The organism is Winogradskyella sp. PC D3.3 (genome assembly GCF_054366245.1).
In genome coordinates, this window is record NZ_CM135962.1 from 2,050,122 (window position 1) to 2,066,711 (window position 16,590).

The 16,590-nt window shown below is 33.2% G+C and carries 15 protein-coding genes; 3 read left to right on the forward strand and 12 right to left on the reverse strand.

Annotation, left to right across the window (positions count from 1 at the left end):
- Positions 1-558: 558 nt before the first annotated feature.
- Positions 559-756 (reverse strand): hypothetical protein, encoded by a 198-nt coding sequence (locus ACXGSQ_RS08845; protein WP_458629248.1) that lies wholly within the window; start codon positions 754-756, stop codon positions 559-561.
- A 354-nt stretch (positions 757-1,110) separates the two neighbouring features.
- Here ACXGSQ_RS08845 and ACXGSQ_RS08850 point away from each other — a divergent pair, with 354 nt between their 5' ends.
- Positions 1,111-3,261: a S46 family peptidase gene (locus ACXGSQ_RS08850; protein WP_458629249.1), complete on the forward strand. Its 2,151-nt coding sequence runs from the start codon at positions 1,111-1,113 to the stop codon at positions 3,259-3,261.
- A 76-nt stretch (positions 3,262-3,337) separates the two neighbouring features.
- Here ACXGSQ_RS08850 and ACXGSQ_RS08855 read toward each other — a convergent pair whose 3' ends face one another.
- A complete protein-coding gene (locus tag ACXGSQ_RS08855; RefSeq protein WP_458629250.1) occupies positions 3,338-3,808 on the reverse strand; it encodes a superoxide dismutase family protein in 471 nt (156 codons plus the stop codon).
- A gap of 366 nt (positions 3,809-4,174) precedes the next feature.
- Positions 4,175-4,804 carry a YceI family protein gene (locus ACXGSQ_RS08860; RefSeq protein ID WP_458629251.1) on the reverse strand — a complete coding sequence of 210 codons (630 nt, stop codon included), beginning with the start codon at positions 4,802-4,804 and terminating at the stop codon, positions 4,175-4,177.
- A gap of 156 nt (positions 4,805-4,960) precedes the next feature.
- Here ACXGSQ_RS08860 and hemN point away from each other — a divergent pair, with 156 nt between their 5' ends.
- Both hemN and ACXGSQ_RS08870 read left to right on the forward strand, forming a co-directional pair.
- On the forward strand, positions 4,961-6,325 hold the full coding sequence (gene hemN, locus ACXGSQ_RS08865; protein WP_458629252.1) for an oxygen-independent coproporphyrinogen III oxidase: 1,365 nt from the start codon (positions 4,961-4,963) through the stop codon (positions 6,323-6,325).
- 11 nt (positions 6,326-6,336) lie between these two features.
- Positions 6,337-7,170, forward strand: coding sequence for a universal stress protein (locus tag ACXGSQ_RS08870; protein ID WP_458629253.1), 834 nt, complete (start codon positions 6,337-6,339; stop codon positions 7,168-7,170).
- 120 nt (positions 7,171-7,290) lie between these two features.
- On the opposite strand, the gene ACXGSQ_RS08875 is transcribed toward ACXGSQ_RS08870, so the two are convergent.
- The 9 genes from ACXGSQ_RS08875 to ACXGSQ_RS08915 form a co-directional block, all read right to left on the reverse strand.
- Positions 7,291-7,854: a hypothetical protein gene (locus tag ACXGSQ_RS08875; protein ID WP_458629254.1), complete on the reverse strand. Its 564-nt coding sequence runs from the start codon at positions 7,852-7,854 to the stop codon at positions 7,291-7,293.
- Positions 7,855-7,927: 73 nt separating this feature from the next.
- Positions 7,928-8,629, reverse strand: a complete 702-nt coding sequence (locus ACXGSQ_RS08880) for a sulfite exporter TauE/SafE family protein (protein WP_458629255.1) — start codon at positions 8,627-8,629, stop codon at positions 7,928-7,930.
- Positions 8,630-9,076 (reverse strand): FixH family protein, encoded by a 447-nt coding sequence (locus ACXGSQ_RS08885; protein WP_458629256.1) that lies wholly within the window; start codon positions 9,074-9,076, stop codon positions 8,630-8,632.
- 60 nt (positions 9,077-9,136) lie between these two features.
- On the reverse strand, positions 9,137-10,561 hold the full coding sequence (ccoG, locus tag ACXGSQ_RS08890; protein ID WP_458629257.1) for a cytochrome c oxidase accessory protein CcoG: 1,425 nt from the start codon (positions 10,559-10,561) through the stop codon (positions 9,137-9,139).
- Positions 10,562-10,613: 52 nt separating this feature from the next.
- Positions 10,614-11,504 carry a cbb3-type cytochrome c oxidase N-terminal domain-containing protein gene (locus tag ACXGSQ_RS08895; protein ID WP_458629258.1) on the reverse strand — a complete coding sequence of 297 codons (891 nt, stop codon included), beginning with the start codon at positions 11,502-11,504 and terminating at the stop codon, positions 10,614-10,616.
- Positions 11,501-11,686 (reverse strand): CcoQ/FixQ family Cbb3-type cytochrome c oxidase assembly chaperone, encoded by a 186-nt coding sequence (locus ACXGSQ_RS08900; protein WP_458629259.1) that lies wholly within the window; start codon positions 11,684-11,686, stop codon positions 11,501-11,503. Before ACXGSQ_RS08900 ends, ACXGSQ_RS08895 begins: the two co-directional genes overlap by 4 nt.
- 6 nt (positions 11,687-11,692) lie before the next feature.
- Complete coding sequence (gene ccoN / locus ACXGSQ_RS08905; RefSeq protein WP_458629260.1) at positions 11,693-13,891, reverse strand: cytochrome-c oxidase, cbb3-type subunit I; 2,199 nt, start codon at positions 13,889-13,891, stop codon at positions 11,693-11,695.
- Between the two features lie 11 nt (positions 13,892-13,902).
- On the reverse strand, positions 13,903-14,088 hold the full coding sequence (gene ccoS / locus ACXGSQ_RS08910; protein ID WP_458629261.1) for a cbb3-type cytochrome oxidase assembly protein CcoS: 186 nt from the start codon (positions 14,086-14,088) through the stop codon (positions 13,903-13,905).
- A gap of 79 nt (positions 14,089-14,167) precedes the next feature.
- A complete protein-coding gene (locus tag ACXGSQ_RS08915; RefSeq protein WP_458629262.1) occupies positions 14,168-16,543 on the reverse strand; it encodes a heavy metal translocating P-type ATPase in 2,376 nt (791 codons plus the stop codon).
- Between the last annotated feature and the right edge of the window lie 47 nt (positions 16,544-16,590).

A 16,590-nucleotide genomic window follows, 5' to 3' on the forward strand; every position in this document is an offset into this window, starting at 1 on the left:
TAATACCACTCTTGTTTCTAGGTTTTTGCAGGTCGAGTAGTGATGTTAAAAACGAAGATCACATCCAATTATCCCTAGAATTATACTTAAAAAAGTGAAGTGCAATCTGTAGAATTCATTTTGCAATAGTTCCTCTTTGTGATAAACTCACCTAAAAACAATACAAGTATATTATAACGCGTAATAAAATAGCTAGATTTTAAGGATATTGTTTTTATTAAGTTATGAGAGGTTCAGCTTGCGCTGTAATTTTTCTTAGAAAGGTTATAAGTTCAAATAATCTCAAAACGACTGTATTTAAGTCATCTTGATTGCTATAATCTAGAAGCCATCACCTTCATTTCCAAAACTTGGTTTGCTCAATTATTCAGAACTGAGGGTTATTAAATTCCAAAATTGCGGTGCTTGCCTTCGAATTCCGGTTTCTAAATTTCGGAGTAGCCTTCTTTTTTAGTTATTGGTTGGCACTTATGCGATTCAGTTCGTTTTTAAGATATTGAAGAGCTTTCTAATGTTGAGTTGAGCAAGGTTAAATCCAAATTTTAGTTTAAGACGGTTCTATTTAGCAGCTCTTCTTCGTCTTATTAATTGCATTAGAAATCCATAGACCAAGCCTCCAGTCAACCATATTAAAATCCTTATCCAAAAGCGATCAAAAGTAAAATCATCTGTAATGACATCAAGAATACTTGAGAATATGAGCATAATGATACCAAATATTAAACCTTCTGTAATCCAATTAATTTTTATGGTCATATTTTTATATAAGTTAGTTTTTATGCTAAACGATGTGTTATATAAGACGAAATAGATTCCTTTATTCCTTTCTGTTTTCAGAATGGCAGAAGTTTAGCAATGTTGTTTGGTTTTAAAGTTACCAAAAATTAACTAGTTTTATGTACCTAAAGTTAGGGGGTTTTCGCATAAAATAAGTAGTCGTAATTCAATCACTTACGGAATCCAGCACAAAGCTATGCGCTAAAAGTTGGCTATGTATTATGACGTCTATAGGGCTATTAGGCTTAATTATAACACTGTTTTAACATTTTTTAAGTCTTAAATCATGTTTAAAATTCAGTACTTTTATAGCCATATTCAAAACAACAAAACATGAAGAAAATTTCGCTTACAATTATTGCTTTTATTATATCAGTATCGTCGGTAATGGCAGATGAAGGCATGTGGTTTTTAATGCATATAGATCGCTTAAACCATCGCGATATGCAAAAAATGGGTTTACAGTTAACTGCAGAGGAAATCTACAGCGTCAATAACCAAAGTTTAAAAGATGCTATTGTACAATTCAATGGAGGTTGTACCGCAAGTATTATCTCAGATAGTGGTTTAGTTTTAACAAATCACCATTGTGGTTATAGTGCTATTGCAGAATTATCTACTGCAGAACAAAACCATTTAAAAAATGGGTACTGGGCAGGCTCATTGGCAGAAGAATTGAAACCAGAAAGCTTGTATGTGCGCTTCTTTGTAAGAATGGATGATGTTTCTAAACGTATTCTATCTCTTGTTAATGATAGTATGAGCGAAAAAGAGCGTGAAGCTATTATAAACAAAGAAATTGCTAAAATTGAACAAGAAAATAACGAAGGTGGTAAATACACGGTTTCAGTACGTTCGTTTTACCAAGGTAATGAATATTACTATTTTGTTTACGAAGATTATAACGATGTGCGTTTGGTAGGAACTCCTCCAGAAAGCGTTGGTAAATATGGTGGTGACACAGATAACTGGGAATGGCCAAGACATACAGGTGACTTTTCATTATTTAGAGTTTATGCCGATAAAGACGGAAACCCTGCAGAATATTCTACAGATAACGTGCCTTTAAAAGCAAAATATCACTTACCTGTTAATATTGATGGTGTAAAAGAAAACGATTTTGCTATGATTTTAGGTTATCCTGGTCGTACCAATCGTTGGATGCCAGCCTCTGGTGTAGAGCAAAATGTGAAGTATGCTTATCCTGCTTGGGTTGAAGGCTCAAAATTAAGCATGGATGTGATGAAAAAATACATGGATGAAAGTGAAGAAGTCGATTTAATGTATGCTTCTAAATATGCAGGTATAGCTAATTATTGGAAGAATCGTCAAGGTATGATTGATGCTTTAACAGCACATAAAACCGTCAAGGCGAAACGTAAAACTGAAAAGAAATTCGCTAAATGGGCTAAGAAGAAAAAAAATAGAGATAAATATGGGGCTGTTATTAAGAACATTAATGATTACTACAGCTTAACAAATGAAAAGGCTAAACATGGTAATTATTTATTAGGGATGTTGCGTTCTAGTAAATTTGCTGTATTACCATATAGTATAGGAAAAAGTTTAGAATATTATGCAAGTCAAAATGAAGCAAAGCAAGCTGAGGTGTTGCCAAGAATTGAAGCTTTAATTGAGTCGCAATATAAAGACTACTATTTACCTTTAGAAAAGGAAGTATATGCTAAGCAATTAGGTTTATATGCCTCAAAATCTAACTATGAATTGCCTGCGATTGTATCTGAAATTGGAAACAAAAACAACAATGATTTTACAGCGTATATAAATGCGAGTTTTGAAGAAAGCATTTTTGCTTCTAAAGAAAAAGTTGAAGCGTTTATGAAACATCCTGATGCAACAGTATTAGCTAACGACCCCTTGTATATTTTATCGAGTCAGATATTAGAAAAATACAGAGAACGTCCTGAAAGTTTAGAGCAGCCAGAAAATGATTTTCAAGCGGCGTTTAGATTATTAGTTCAAGGTTTACGTGAGTCTGGATTAAGCGAAATACAATATCCTGATGCCAATTCTACCTTACGTTTGTCATACGGTAAAGTGAGAGCGTTACCAGCAGATAAAAGAAATGATGCTAAAGTAAATAATTATACCACGTTTAAAGGTATGATTAAAAAATACAAGCCGAATGATAGTGAGTTTGATTTAGATCAAAGCATGTTAGATATCTACGAAAAGAAAGATTACGGTCGTTACGCTAATGAATTTGGTGAATTACCAGTCAACTTCTTAACGGATAATGATATCACTGGAGGTAATTCTGGTTCGCCTGTTATTAATGGAAAAGGGGAGTTAATTGGTTTAGCTTTTGATGGAAATATTGAAGCTATGGCAGGCGATGTTATTTTCGATTCTAACTTACAACGTACCATTAATGTTGATATTAGATATGTCCTTTGGTTAATTGATAAATACTCTAATGCAAAACATATTGTAGATGAGTTAACTATTATCACTAACAAGTAAGACTAAAATTAAGATTTAGTTTACAAAAAAAGCGATCTGAGTTTCAGGTCGCTTTTTTTTGTTTGTTACATGAGGTTTATTCTATAATACCTGCACAACCAATACGAGCTCCAGCATTACCTGTAGGTTGTGTTTTTAAATCGTCGACACCAATATGTACAATAATGGCTTTTTCTAAGATGTCTTTAGTTTCATCTCCACAACCTATACACCATTTGTCTGTTATTTTAGTTATGGTAGCAGGTCCATTAACGTTTGCGGTAAGATTACCTATATCATCTTTGTGATATCCTGTTTCAGATCCCCAAGCACCATGTGGATGTTCGGTGGGATTCCAATGACCACCAGAAGATGTACCGTCATCTGCTGAACAATCTGCTTTTTCATGGATATGAATAGCATGGTCACCTTCTTCTAAACCTGTAACCATACCAACCATAGATACCATGCCATTTAATTGTGTGAAATTAATAGTGCCTTCAACACGACTACCACTTTTTGGGGATAAGGTGATGGATAATCGCTTAGGTGGGGGCAATGTTTTCAACGTTTAAAACGTCGGTTTCAGTAACTGTTTGATTTTAGTGTCCTTACAAGCCGTTTCAAATAGAACACCAAACGTCAATACTATAAATTTTAAATGTTTCATGATATGGTTTTAAGTTTAACTAGTATTGCTTATACTTTAGATCAATAACAACAGTGAGATCATTAAGTCAATCATGATGTATAAAAGTAAATGCCAATAATAGGTTTTACGCTACTATTGGCATATGTACTTAATATAAAAAAAAGTAATACCGCATCCAAAGTAATGAAGTAAACAACGTTTCAATAGCGCAATTACGACTATTGTTAATTTATTTGGTGCTACTTGTGGTAAACGATATCAGATTATAAAATGCTAAGGAAATTATTTGTCGCGTAAATAAGTGTTCACTTCAATAGCAACATCTTCCCAAGTTTTACTCACACCGTCCGCTCCTTTATGAAGATCGAAACATACTTTGTTTAACGTTTCTAACGCTCCGAGTGCATCCCATTCTTTAAGATCCATTGTGCCTGTCATGCTAACACGTCTTTCATCAGTAATGTTAACCGTTAAAGGTAAATCTGAAGTAACACCATTCATCGTAATACTTGCCACATAGCTGTCATTAGCGTACTTAATGGTACCTTTTAAAAATTCTGTATCTAACATAGCTCCAAAGAACGACGTTTTTAATTTTTGATCTCTAGAATCATCTTTAGTAAATAAGCTACTAATAGGAATTGAGAATTCTAGGTTATTTAACGCTTCTTGTGGTGTTGCACCTGCTTTGTCTTCAAAATTTAAAGTTGCAAATTCGCCACCTACAGGTAATTTATCGGTGGTCTTATAAGCCGTCCATTTTACAGTCGTTGCTTCTGGTTTAACAATATATTTTATTGCCGTTTCAACAGTTTCTGTTGCTTCTGTTTTGGTTTCTTTTTTGTCTTGTTTACAAGAGGTGATTACTAGTGCAATAACAACTAATAATGAGAAGAACTTTGTACTTTTCATAGTTAAGATTTAAATATTTTAGTAAAGTTAAGTAGATAAAAGTTTTTAAGCAAGCACATCGGATATTCTTCATTAGACTATTTTAATCAATATGATAAATGTCATATTTTAATAGAACACATAGGACTAATTTTGACTGTCAAATCTTTATAAAAAATGAGTCAGTCGTTAATTAATAAGTATAATGTTGCAGGCCCTCGTTATACGAGTTATCCTACAGTTCCATATTGGAATTCAGATACTTTTTCTTTAGCGCAATGGAAAGACTCATTAAAGCGATCTTTTGAAGAAAGTAATAGTTCGGAAGGCTTAAGCCTTTATATTCATTTACCGTTTTGCGAAAGTCTTTGTACCTTTTGTGGTTGTCATAAACGTATTACAAAACGTCACCAAGTCGAGTCACCTTATATAAAAGCCGTTTTAAAAGAATGGAGTTTGTATTTGGAGGTATTAGGTCGTAAACCTAAAATTAAAGAATTACATCTTGGAGGTGGAACACCAACATTTTTCTCTCCAGAGCATCTTCAGTATTTAATTTCTGAATTATTACGGGATGCAAATTTAGCGGAAGGCTATGAGTTTAGTTTTGAAGGTCATCCTAATAATACCACGGAAGGTCATTTACAAACCTTATATGATTTAGGATTTAGACGTGTGAGCTATGGAGTGCAAGATTATAATCTTAGCATTCAAAAAGCTATAAACCGTATTCAGCCTTTTGAAAATGTAAAACGAGCTACGGATTTGGCACGAAAAATAGGATATACCTCTGTAGGTCACGATATTATTTTTGGATTGCCATTTCAAACTGAAGCTGATGTTATTGAAACTATCAATAAAACAAAGGAGTTAATGCCAGACCGTATTGCATTTTACAGTTATGCGCATGTGCCTTGGATAAAAGGAAACGGACAGCGTGGTTTTAGTGAGGACGATTTACCGTCTCCAGAATCTAAACGTCAACAATACGAAACCGGAAAGCAACGTTTTGAAGACGCAGGTTATGTAGAGATTGGTATGGATCATTTTGCTTTAAAAAGTGATTCCCTTTATAAAGCAATGGAAAATAAAACATTACATCGTAATTTTATGGGGTATACAGCCTCTAAAACACAAGCTATGATTGGTTTAGGGGTATCTTCAATTAGCGATAGTTGGTATGGTTTTGCACAAAATGTAAAATCGAATGAAGAATACTATCACTTATTAGAGCACAATATTATTCCGGTGTTTAAAGGACATATTTTAAATACTGAAGATTTAGTGATTAGAAAACACATCCTTAACCTAATGTGTAATTTTGAAACGTCTTGGGAAAGCAACACCTTAGTATTTGACGAATTATCAGAAGTGCTTATAAAATTAAAAGAATTTGAATTGGATGGTTTACTTCAATTTGAACCTAAACAAGTAATTGTTACCGAAAAAGGAAAAGCATTTATACGAAATATATGTATGGCTTTCGATTTATTATTACAAAGAAAAAAGCCCGAAACTCAGTTGTTTTCAATGACTATTTAATATAACAAAAAATGAAAAAAATAATTGTACCAGTAGATTTTTCAGAACATTCAGAATTTGCACTCGAAGCTGCTGCGAGTTTAGCTCAAAAGTATGGATCGGAACTTATTGTATTACACATGTTAGAATTGTCTAATGCAATTATTTCTTCTGCAAGTGAAGCTTTAAATCAAGAAGCTGTGTTTTATTTAAAACTTGCCGAACAAAAATTTGAAAGCTTTTTAGATAAACCCTATTTAGAAGGCCTTAAAGTAACTCCAATTGTAAAACATTTTAAAGTTTGGAGTGAAGTGAATGATGTGGCCTTAGAGCATCAAGCCAATTTAATAATTATGGGTTCACAAGGAGTAAGTGGACTAAAAGAAGTATTTGTAGGGTCTAATACTGAAAAAGTAGTACGTCATTCTGATGTTCCGGTATTGGTTATTAAACATAATCCGATTTTAATGGATTTTGAAAATGCAGTTTTTGCTTGTGATTTTTCTGAAGAGACCGTTAAGCCTTACTTAAAAGCCAAAGAAACTTTTGATTTATTGGGGACTAAGTTGCATTTGGTATATGTGAATTCACCAGATGGAAACTTTAGAAGTTCTTCTGAGATTGATAAACGTGTATCGCTGTTTATGGAAAAAGCAGAAGGAGATTTAAAAAATGTGAATCAAGTTAACGTGGTGTCAGATTATTCCATAGAAAAAGGGATTCTTAATTTTGCGAATGTGATAGGAGCAGACCTCATTGCAGTGGCAACTCATGGTAGAAAAGGCTTATCGCATTTCTTTGAAGGTAGTGTTTCTGAGGATATCGCAAATCATTCAACCTTACCTGTAATGACGTTTAAAATATAGTTGGAGATGTTTTTTTTAGTTAGTGTTTAAACATCACTAAAAAACGCCTTAGAGAATTTCTTAGGCGTTTTTTTATAGTAGGCTCTTATAAAATTTTCGATAATTAAGGTTGTACTTGTTTTAAAAACGATAACCAAGTCTTAAATGCAGGTTTAAAGCAAGACCATTATTATTGCTTAAGTAGACATTTTTTTCTTTAAAGTAGTGTATATATCCTAAACCGATACCTGTTTCGTAAGTGAAATGCTTACCTACATTACGTCTAATTCCCCAAGTTGGAATAATTGAAATATCACTGATGAAATTCAAATTGTCATCTACAGAGTTGACAATAATATCGGGATGGTATGTTGTTTTAATTGAAATAAAATTACCACTATTACCATCTATTCGTCGCGATTTAGAAACTCTTTTATTAAGGTTGTAATACCATCGTGGTTCTAATACAATTGCCGGTACTAGAATAAAGCCTTTACTACCAACAAAATTGTTGCTATAAATACCGAGGTCTAACCCTAATTCACTTCGTAAAGCTATGGAGTTTGATAGTTTAGATTCATTATGTCCCCATATACCAAAGAAACCGGTTTGAATACCGTAAGTAGATTGCTCAACACTAGCATCTTGTGCTGTTGCCGTAAATATGGAAACACTAAAAATAAATAGAAGAATCTTGTTTTTCATAGTTAAATTATTGATATTTATAGAAAGCTAAGATATCAATAATTAGACCATTTTGTAGGAAATGATTTATATATTAATGGCATTCAATAGCACTTGTCGCTGTTTCAACTATTGGAGCTGGTGATAGGTAAGGGATTCCTAATCCTAATCCACGAAGAATAAATAATAAGCCAATAACAATAACAAAAACAGGAATGGCTTTTTGTATGCGTTGTTTTATCGTACTGTTTAAAAATTTACCTAAATAAATTGCAGTTGTCATTAATGGAATAGTTCCGAGTCCGAATAAAATCATATATAAACTGCCTTCTATAAGGCTTCCTGTAGCGATAGATCCAAAAACAGCCATATACACTAAGCCACAAGGTAAAAATCCGTTGAGAAATCCTATCGTTAAAAATGTGTCAGCGGTTTTCTTTTTTAAGGCCTTACCAAGTGATGATTTTACTTTAGAAATAATACGATATAGAGGCTTTGATAGATTGTATTTACCAATAGTTTTGTGTGGTAAAAGCACAATAATAATCATTATTACACCAATGAAAATGGAGAGCTGTTGCTGTATGCCAAACAAGTAAAAGCTTTTACCTAGTAGTCCAAAAAATAGGCCTATTAAGCTATAGGCTAATAATCGACCAATATGATAGATGGCAATTTGACTAACTTTTTTGAAAGAATTAGACCGATCAACAGGTAGCATAAAAGCAATGGGGCCACACATACCTACGCAGTGCAAACTTCCCAATAATCCAAATATAAACGCTGAAAACAACATTTAATATGTTATTTCGGTTTTATAGAGATAAGAATTAGTGTTATATTTCCAATCTATTTTAATGTTCCAACGACCATCCAACAAACGTTTGTCAGGTATGAGCAAATTATGGTTAGATAGTGAAATTGGTGTTTCAAAATCTAATTGTTTGTTAGATGGTCTATATAGGAACACTTTACCTTCAATATTTTGAATGTCTAAGTCTTCAGGAAATGTAATTAGAATGCCATCGTTGGTTTTTTTCCAGGTGACATTCGTCTTTAACGTTTTTGCATTTTCTTCATGATTAATATCCGCTTGAAATTGAAGTTCTTGCCCATAATAATCTTCTATTACTAAATCATGATTATATTTTTTATCCGTACTCATCGTTATAACAAAGTACATGATAAACGAAATAAAACATACAAATGCAATAATGATTCCTGTTCCCCAATTTATTTTCATAATCAAATCTATTTTATTATCCTGAATTAAACTCTAGATCAACGTTAACCTAAACGATACCTAGTTAAAACTTCGAGGTCCCAAGAACGTTACAGATGTCGTTTCAATAACCTCACCATTACTATAAAGGTCAATCATAACCTCGTTTTTATCACCAGACAAATCACTTTGTTTAAGCTCTATAAATAATGTACCTTCGGCTATACCTTCTGAATCTACCGTAAAGGTATCTGATGTAGATACCACTTCAATTTTACCATCCCAACCTCTTAATTTAAAAGTGATATCATCAATATCTTTAGAGGTTTTATTGACTAGTTTAAATGTATAAACGTTACTAATGATACCATTTTCCTTATGTTCAAATAATTGTCCCGGTAGACGCAAAATTCTTGCTTCAACATCACTTCTTAGTAATAGCATGCCAGCTAAAATTCCAATTAAAATGGTAAGTACAGCCATGTAACCTTTCATACGAGCCGTTATTTTAAAAGGCTCTTTTTTCTCAATTTCATCTTCACTCGCAAAACGAATTAAACCTTTTGGTAGATTAATGCTTTCCATAATATGGTCACATTCATCGATACATGCAGTACAGTTAACACATTCTAATTGTGTACCGTTTCTAATGTCTATACCCGTTGGACATACGTTTACACATTGATTACAATCTATACAGTCCCCATATCCTAAAGCTTCTCTATCTTCGTTTTTTCTGAATTTTTTGCGACCACTTTCAGCCTCTCCTCGTTTGTAATCATAAGCTACAACAATAGATTTGTTATCTAAAAGCACCCCTTGTAAACGACCATAAGGACAAGCGATAATACAAACTTGCTCTCTAAACCAAGCAAATACAAAATAGAAGACTGCTGTAAATATAAGTAACGGAATAAGTGTACTTGTGTGTTCAAAAGGACCTTCAGTAATATATTTTAAGAGTTTATCTCCTCCTATTAAATAAGCTAAAAATACATTAGCAATGATAAAGGAAATGACTAAAAAGACAAACCATTTTAATAGGCGTTTTCTGATTTTTTCAGCATCCCATTTCTGACGATCCAAACGCATTTGTTTATTTCTGTCACCATCTATCCAATATTCTATGCGTCTAAAGACCATTTCTAAAAAGATCGTCTGAGGACAAATCCAACCACAAAATACACGACCAAAACCAACAGTAAATAGGGTGATAAAAATGACCCCAATTAACATGGATACTACAAATAAATAGAAGTCTTGTGGCCAAAACGGAAAACCAAAAATATTAAAACGTCTTTCTATTATATTAAATAGTAGAAATTGGTTACCATTAATTTTTATAAATGGAGCAGCTAAGAAAAATGCTAATAAGAAATAACTTACTAATTTACGCTTTTCATATAATGGACCAGAGGGTTTTTTAGGAAATACCCATTTACGTTTACCTTCTTCATCGATGGTACCAATTGAATCTCTAAAAACTTCATTTTTTGGTGTTTCCATTACTTTTTTTTGACTTAGCTATTATTTAAATCTTAAAAATATTGTTTTTGTGTTACTCTTTAGAGTCCTCTTCTACCCAAATATCACCTTCAGGATCTTTAGGATTTGCAGGTGTTGTACCTTGAAATTGTAAAACATAACTTGCTACTTGTGCTATTTCAAGGGGCTTTAAGCTTTGTTTCCATGCAATCATTCCTTTACCTGAACGTCCCCCTTCAGAAACTGTTTTGAAAACATTTTTGATACCTCCACCTAAAATCCAATGGTCATCGGTAAGATTTGGACCAATTCCACCACCACCATCTATCATATGACAGGCCACACAGTTGGTTTCAAATATCTTTTTACCAGCATTTAAATCTGCTGTTTCTGTTAACAGCTCTACAGAATTAGCATCAACTAAACCTTTTGCTGTTTTCTTGTATTCTGCAATAGCAGCATTTGCTTCTGCATATTCCATTTCATATTCTACAATTTGGTTGTCTGCATCGAACACATGATAACGCACCATATAGATTACGGCAAAAATTATTGAGATATAAAATGAGTAAACCCACCATGGCGGTAAATTATTATCTAATTCTCTAATACCATCGTAGTTGTGGTCTAATACAATTTCTCCTTCTTGTTCAATAGGTTTACTATTACCAACTAATTTTGAATATATAGCTTTTACTTTTTCAAACTTAGGTGCTTTAGATTGCGATGCTATATAGCGTTTTTTTTCTTCTTCATCTAAGCTCTGATATAGAATATTATCTAATGAATTAACAATACCTTCAATAGCAATAAGGACTAACAACACTAAAAGTAAAAATAATAAGATCATAGGCTGCTCAATAAAAGCAGGCTGATCACCTGAATCTACAAAATATTCTATGAGTCCGGCAATCGCAAAAAAGATAACAGGTACTCTAATGTATGATGGAATTAAATGTCTCATATTTCGGTGTCGTTTTGGTTGTCTAATGGTAAATTACTAACAGTGGTTATATACTCTTTTTTAGCTGTGATTACCCAGTAAAATAACACAACAAAAAAGATAAAGAAAATAAGAAGTGATATCATAGGATATATTTCTATACCTGTAATACTTTCCAAGTGGCCTTTTATAAATTTGAACATAATGAATTAGTTTTGAGCGGTTTCGTCTAAAATATCTTTTACTTTAATATCAGTTCCTAAGCGCTGTAAATAGGCGATTAAGGCTACGATTTCTCTGTTTCGCATTTCTACAAACTCATCACCTGAAGCCGCTTTATCAGCTTCGTAAGAGGCTACAAAATCTGGGTCATTGTAAAGGTTTTTCTCAATTTGAATCCCTTGTTCTAACATGTTGGCCTGAGCGTTTGCAATATCTTCTTCTGTATATGGTACACCTAAAGTTACCATAACTTCCATTTTCTCTTCAATGGTAGATTTGTCTAACTCATTTCTAATTAACCATTGGTAAGCTGGCATAATAGAACCTGTAGAGATACTTTGAGGATCATACATGTGGTTAAAGTGCCAGTTGTCTGAATACTTTCCACCGATACGATGTAAATCTGGTCCTGTTCGTTTACTTCCCCAAAGGAATGGATGATCGTAAACAAATTCACCTGCTTTAGAGTATTCTCCATAACGTTCTACTTCAGATCTAAACGGACGTACCATTTGTGAGTGACATCCAACACAACCTTCTCTAATATAAAGGTCTCTACCTTCAAGTTCTAATGGAGTGTAAGGTTTAACGGTACTAATTGTTGGTATGTTTGATTTTACAACTATAGTTGGTATAATTTGAACAATACCACCAATTAAAATAGCAATGGTTGCATATATTGTTAAAAGTACAGGCTTACGCTCTAACCAAGTGTGCCATCCTTCTCCTGCAACACGGCCTTTAGAAACACGTTTTAGTGCAGGTGCTTCAGCTAATTCGTCGGTAACTTTATGTTTAGACGTTACAACAGTCATAATAACGTTAACGACTAAGATAATCATACCAGAGATATACAAGGTTCCTCCAATGGCACGCATCCAATACATTGGCATTATTTCAGTTACCGTTTCTAAGAAGTTACCATAAACTAAAGTACCATCTGGATTAAATTGTTTCCACATACTTGCTTGTGCAAAACCAGCGACATATAATGGTAATGCATAGAGCATAATACCTAAGGTCCCTATCCAGAAATGAACGTTGGCTAAACCAATTGAATATAATTTTGTTTTAAATAACCTTGGTATTAACCAATAAATCATACCAAAGGCTAAGAAACCATTCCAAGCTAATGCACCAACGTGAACGTGAGCAATAATCCAATCGGTAAAGTGTGCAATAGCATTTACATTTTTAAGCGAAAGCATTGGGCCTTCAAATGTTGCCATACCATAACCGGTAATAGCTACAACCATAAATTTTAAAACAGGATCTGTACGGACTTTATCCCAAGCACCACGCAAGGTTAATAATCCGTTAATCATCCCACCCCAAGATGGCATCAATAACATTATTGAGAATGCAACACCTAAATGTTGTGCCCATTCTGGTAAAGCAGTATATAATAAGTGGTGTGGTCCTGCCCAAATGTAGATAAAGATTAACGACCAAAAGTGAACAATAGATAATCTATAAGAGTAAACAGGTCTGTTGGCAGCTTTAGGTACAAAGTAATACATTAAACCTAAGAACGGTGTGGTTAAGAAAAATGCAACAGCATTATGACCATACCACCATTGAACTAAGGCATCTTGTACACCTGCATAAACAGAATAACTCTTCATACCAGTAAAACTTACAGGAAGTGCTAAACTATTAAATATGTGAAGTACAGCAACCGTTACAAATGTTGCTAAGTAAAACCATAGTGCAACATATAAGTGACGCTGACGACGTTTTATCATGGTACCAATAAGGTTAATACCAAATGCAACCCAGATTACCGCAATTGCAATATCTATAGGCCATTCTAGCTCAGCATATTCTTTAGATGTAGAATATCCTAAAGGTAAAGTTATAGCCGCTGCGACGATAATAAGTTGCCATCCCCAAAAATTTAAGTTACTTAAAAAGTCACTAAACATTCTAGCCTTTAATAGACGCTGAGTAGAGTAATATACACCAGCAAAAATAGCATTACCAACAAAGGCAAAAATGACAGCGTTGGTGTGTAAAGGTCTAAGACGACCAAAACTCAACCAAGAGATACCATCAGTCATGTTTGGGAATAAAAACATAAAGGCCAAAATGAGCCCTACAAGCATCCCAACAACTCCCCAAAAGATTGTTGCATAGAGGAATTTTTTAACGATTTTATTATCGTAATAGAATTGTTGCATTTCCATATTTAATATAATTAGTCAGTTTTAGTTTGTTTAGATGTGTTGGTTTGCTCTTTGACGAGTTCGTCTTCAAAAAGCATGCGTACAGAAGGTGTATAATCGTCATCATATTGACCAGACCTGACTGCCATTATAAAAATAACAAAGAAAGCCACGCCAATGACGACGCTAACTGATAACAAAATATAAATAACACTCATACCTACTGAAGTTATGGCCCAAAATTACGTTTGAACTTGTTTCGAAAACATGATTTTTATCATATTTCCTTATTTTTAATCATTCTAATCGTTTTCCTAGAAGATTTGTAGCAACTGTTGTAAATACAACAATACTGATTGAGCTTAAAGGCATTAATATTGCTGCAACGACGGGTTCTAATTGTCCGGTTGTAGCAAAGTATAATCCAATAATATTATAAAAAAACGAGACTACAAAACTCCACTTAATAATTTTTATGGCTGATTTAGAGGCTAAAATATAGTTGTATAATTGCTTAAATTTTGAAGCATCTAATATGGCATCACAAGCAGGTGAGAAGACGTTTACATCTTCTGATATGGCGATACCAACATCACTCTGTGCTAATGCTCCAGCATCATTTAAACCATCACCAATCATTAAGATTTTGGCTCCTTCTGATTGATGATACCTAATAAACTCTAATTTGTCTTCTGGTTTTTGATTGAAAATTAATTTGGTTTTAGCCGGTAATAACTTTTTTAAATTTTCAAGTTCACCTTCATTATCTCCTGAGAGAATAACCAAATCAAAATGCCGCTTTAACTGATTAAATAATTTTGAAACCCCTTTTCTGTAGCTGTTGTAAAAGGTAAATTTGCCTTTATAGACATTATTACTACTCACATGAACAGTAGTATTTAAAGCCGTACTTTCATTTGGGTTTCCAACAAAACTTGCAGAACCAATTTTCATGTTAACCGATTCGTGTTTGGCCTCAATACCTTTACCAATATGTTCTTCAAAAGCATCGAGTGTAATAATATTGTTTTCTTTTAAAATGGTATATAAGGTTCGGCTTAAAGGATGGTTTGAGCCTCTAAGCGAATTTTTAAGTACTATATTTTCCGATTCTGAAAGTAATTCGCCATCGTATTCTGCATTACTGTTTTTGTTGGATGTAATCGTTCCTGTTTTATCAAAAATTACGGTGTTTATTTGTGCTAGCTGTTCAATAACACTAGCGTTTTTTATGTAAAATTTCTGTTTACCAAAGATTCTCAATAAGTTTCCAAAGGTAAAAGGAGCAGAAAGCGCAATGGCACAAGGGCAAGCAATGATTAATACCGCTGTAAATACATTCATAGCTTTACTAGAATCTACAAACAACCAAAAGGTTGTCGCGATAAAAGCAACCGTTAATATCGCTATTGTAAAATATTTACTAATGGTGTTGGTAATATTAGTAAAACCATCTTCTTTGTTTTTGTTAAAAACATCATTACTCCATAATTGTGTGAGGTAACTTTGCTCAACAGATTTTAGAGCTTCCATTTCAATAACTCCATTGGTTTGTTTACCTCCTGCAAATAATTTGTCTCCAGATTGTTTCGATACTGTTTGTGATTCGCCAGTAACAAAACTGTAATCTATTTTTGCTTTTCCGTTAATTAAAATACCATCGACAGGGATTAATTCTTCATTCCGAATTAAAATACGATCGCCTTTTTCAATATCATAAACCTGAATGGAATCTTCGTTACCTTCTTTGTCTATCTTGGTTATTGCGATTGGGAAATACGATTTATAATCGCGCTCAAAAGATAAAAAATCATAGGTTTTTTGTTGAAAGAATTTACCAACTAAAAGAAAAAATATTAATCCAGCGAGACTATCAAAAAAGCCAGATCCCATATCAAACATAATTTCAATAGTACTTCTTATAAATAGGACTGAAACTCCAAGAGCAATAGGGACATCAATATTTAAAATTTTAGCCTTTAAACCTTTGTATGCCGAAATAAAATAATCTTGAGCTGAATAAAACACAATCGGTAAAGACATGGCAAACATTAACCAACGAAAGAGTGGTTTATATTGTTCTAGCCAAAACTCGTTAACTTCAAAATATTCAGGAAAAGACAAAAACATAATATTGCCAAAACCAAAGGCTGCAACTCCAAGTTTATAGATTAAACTTCGGTTAATGTGTTTTTTGCCTGAATTAAAATCCTCTAAGCTGATATAGGGTTCATAACCAATAGAGCTTAATAATAAGACCACAGATTTTAAGTTAGTCGTCTCAGAATTATAAGTTACCCTAACCGTTTTCTTACCAAAATTAACGTGAGAATCTGAAATATTAGGATTGAGTTTATTGAGGTTTTCAAGAATCCAAATACAAGAACTACAATGGATATGTGGAATGTATAAGGTGGCGATTTCAATTGAATCTCCTCTAAATTCCGTTAGTTTATCAATTATATTTTCTTGGGATAGAAAATCGTATTTACCTTCAATTTCTTTTGGGATTGCTCCAGGAGAATTTTGTAAGTCGTAATAACATGTAAGATCGTTTTCGTTAAAAATTTCGAAAACGGTTTTACAACCATTGCAACAGAATGATTTGTCCTGAAATGTAATTGGGTGATTACCACAGTCATCACCACAATGAAAACAAGTTTTGTTTTCCATTATAAATTTGCTCTATTATACCTACTGCAAAAGTCCCAAATCTAGTG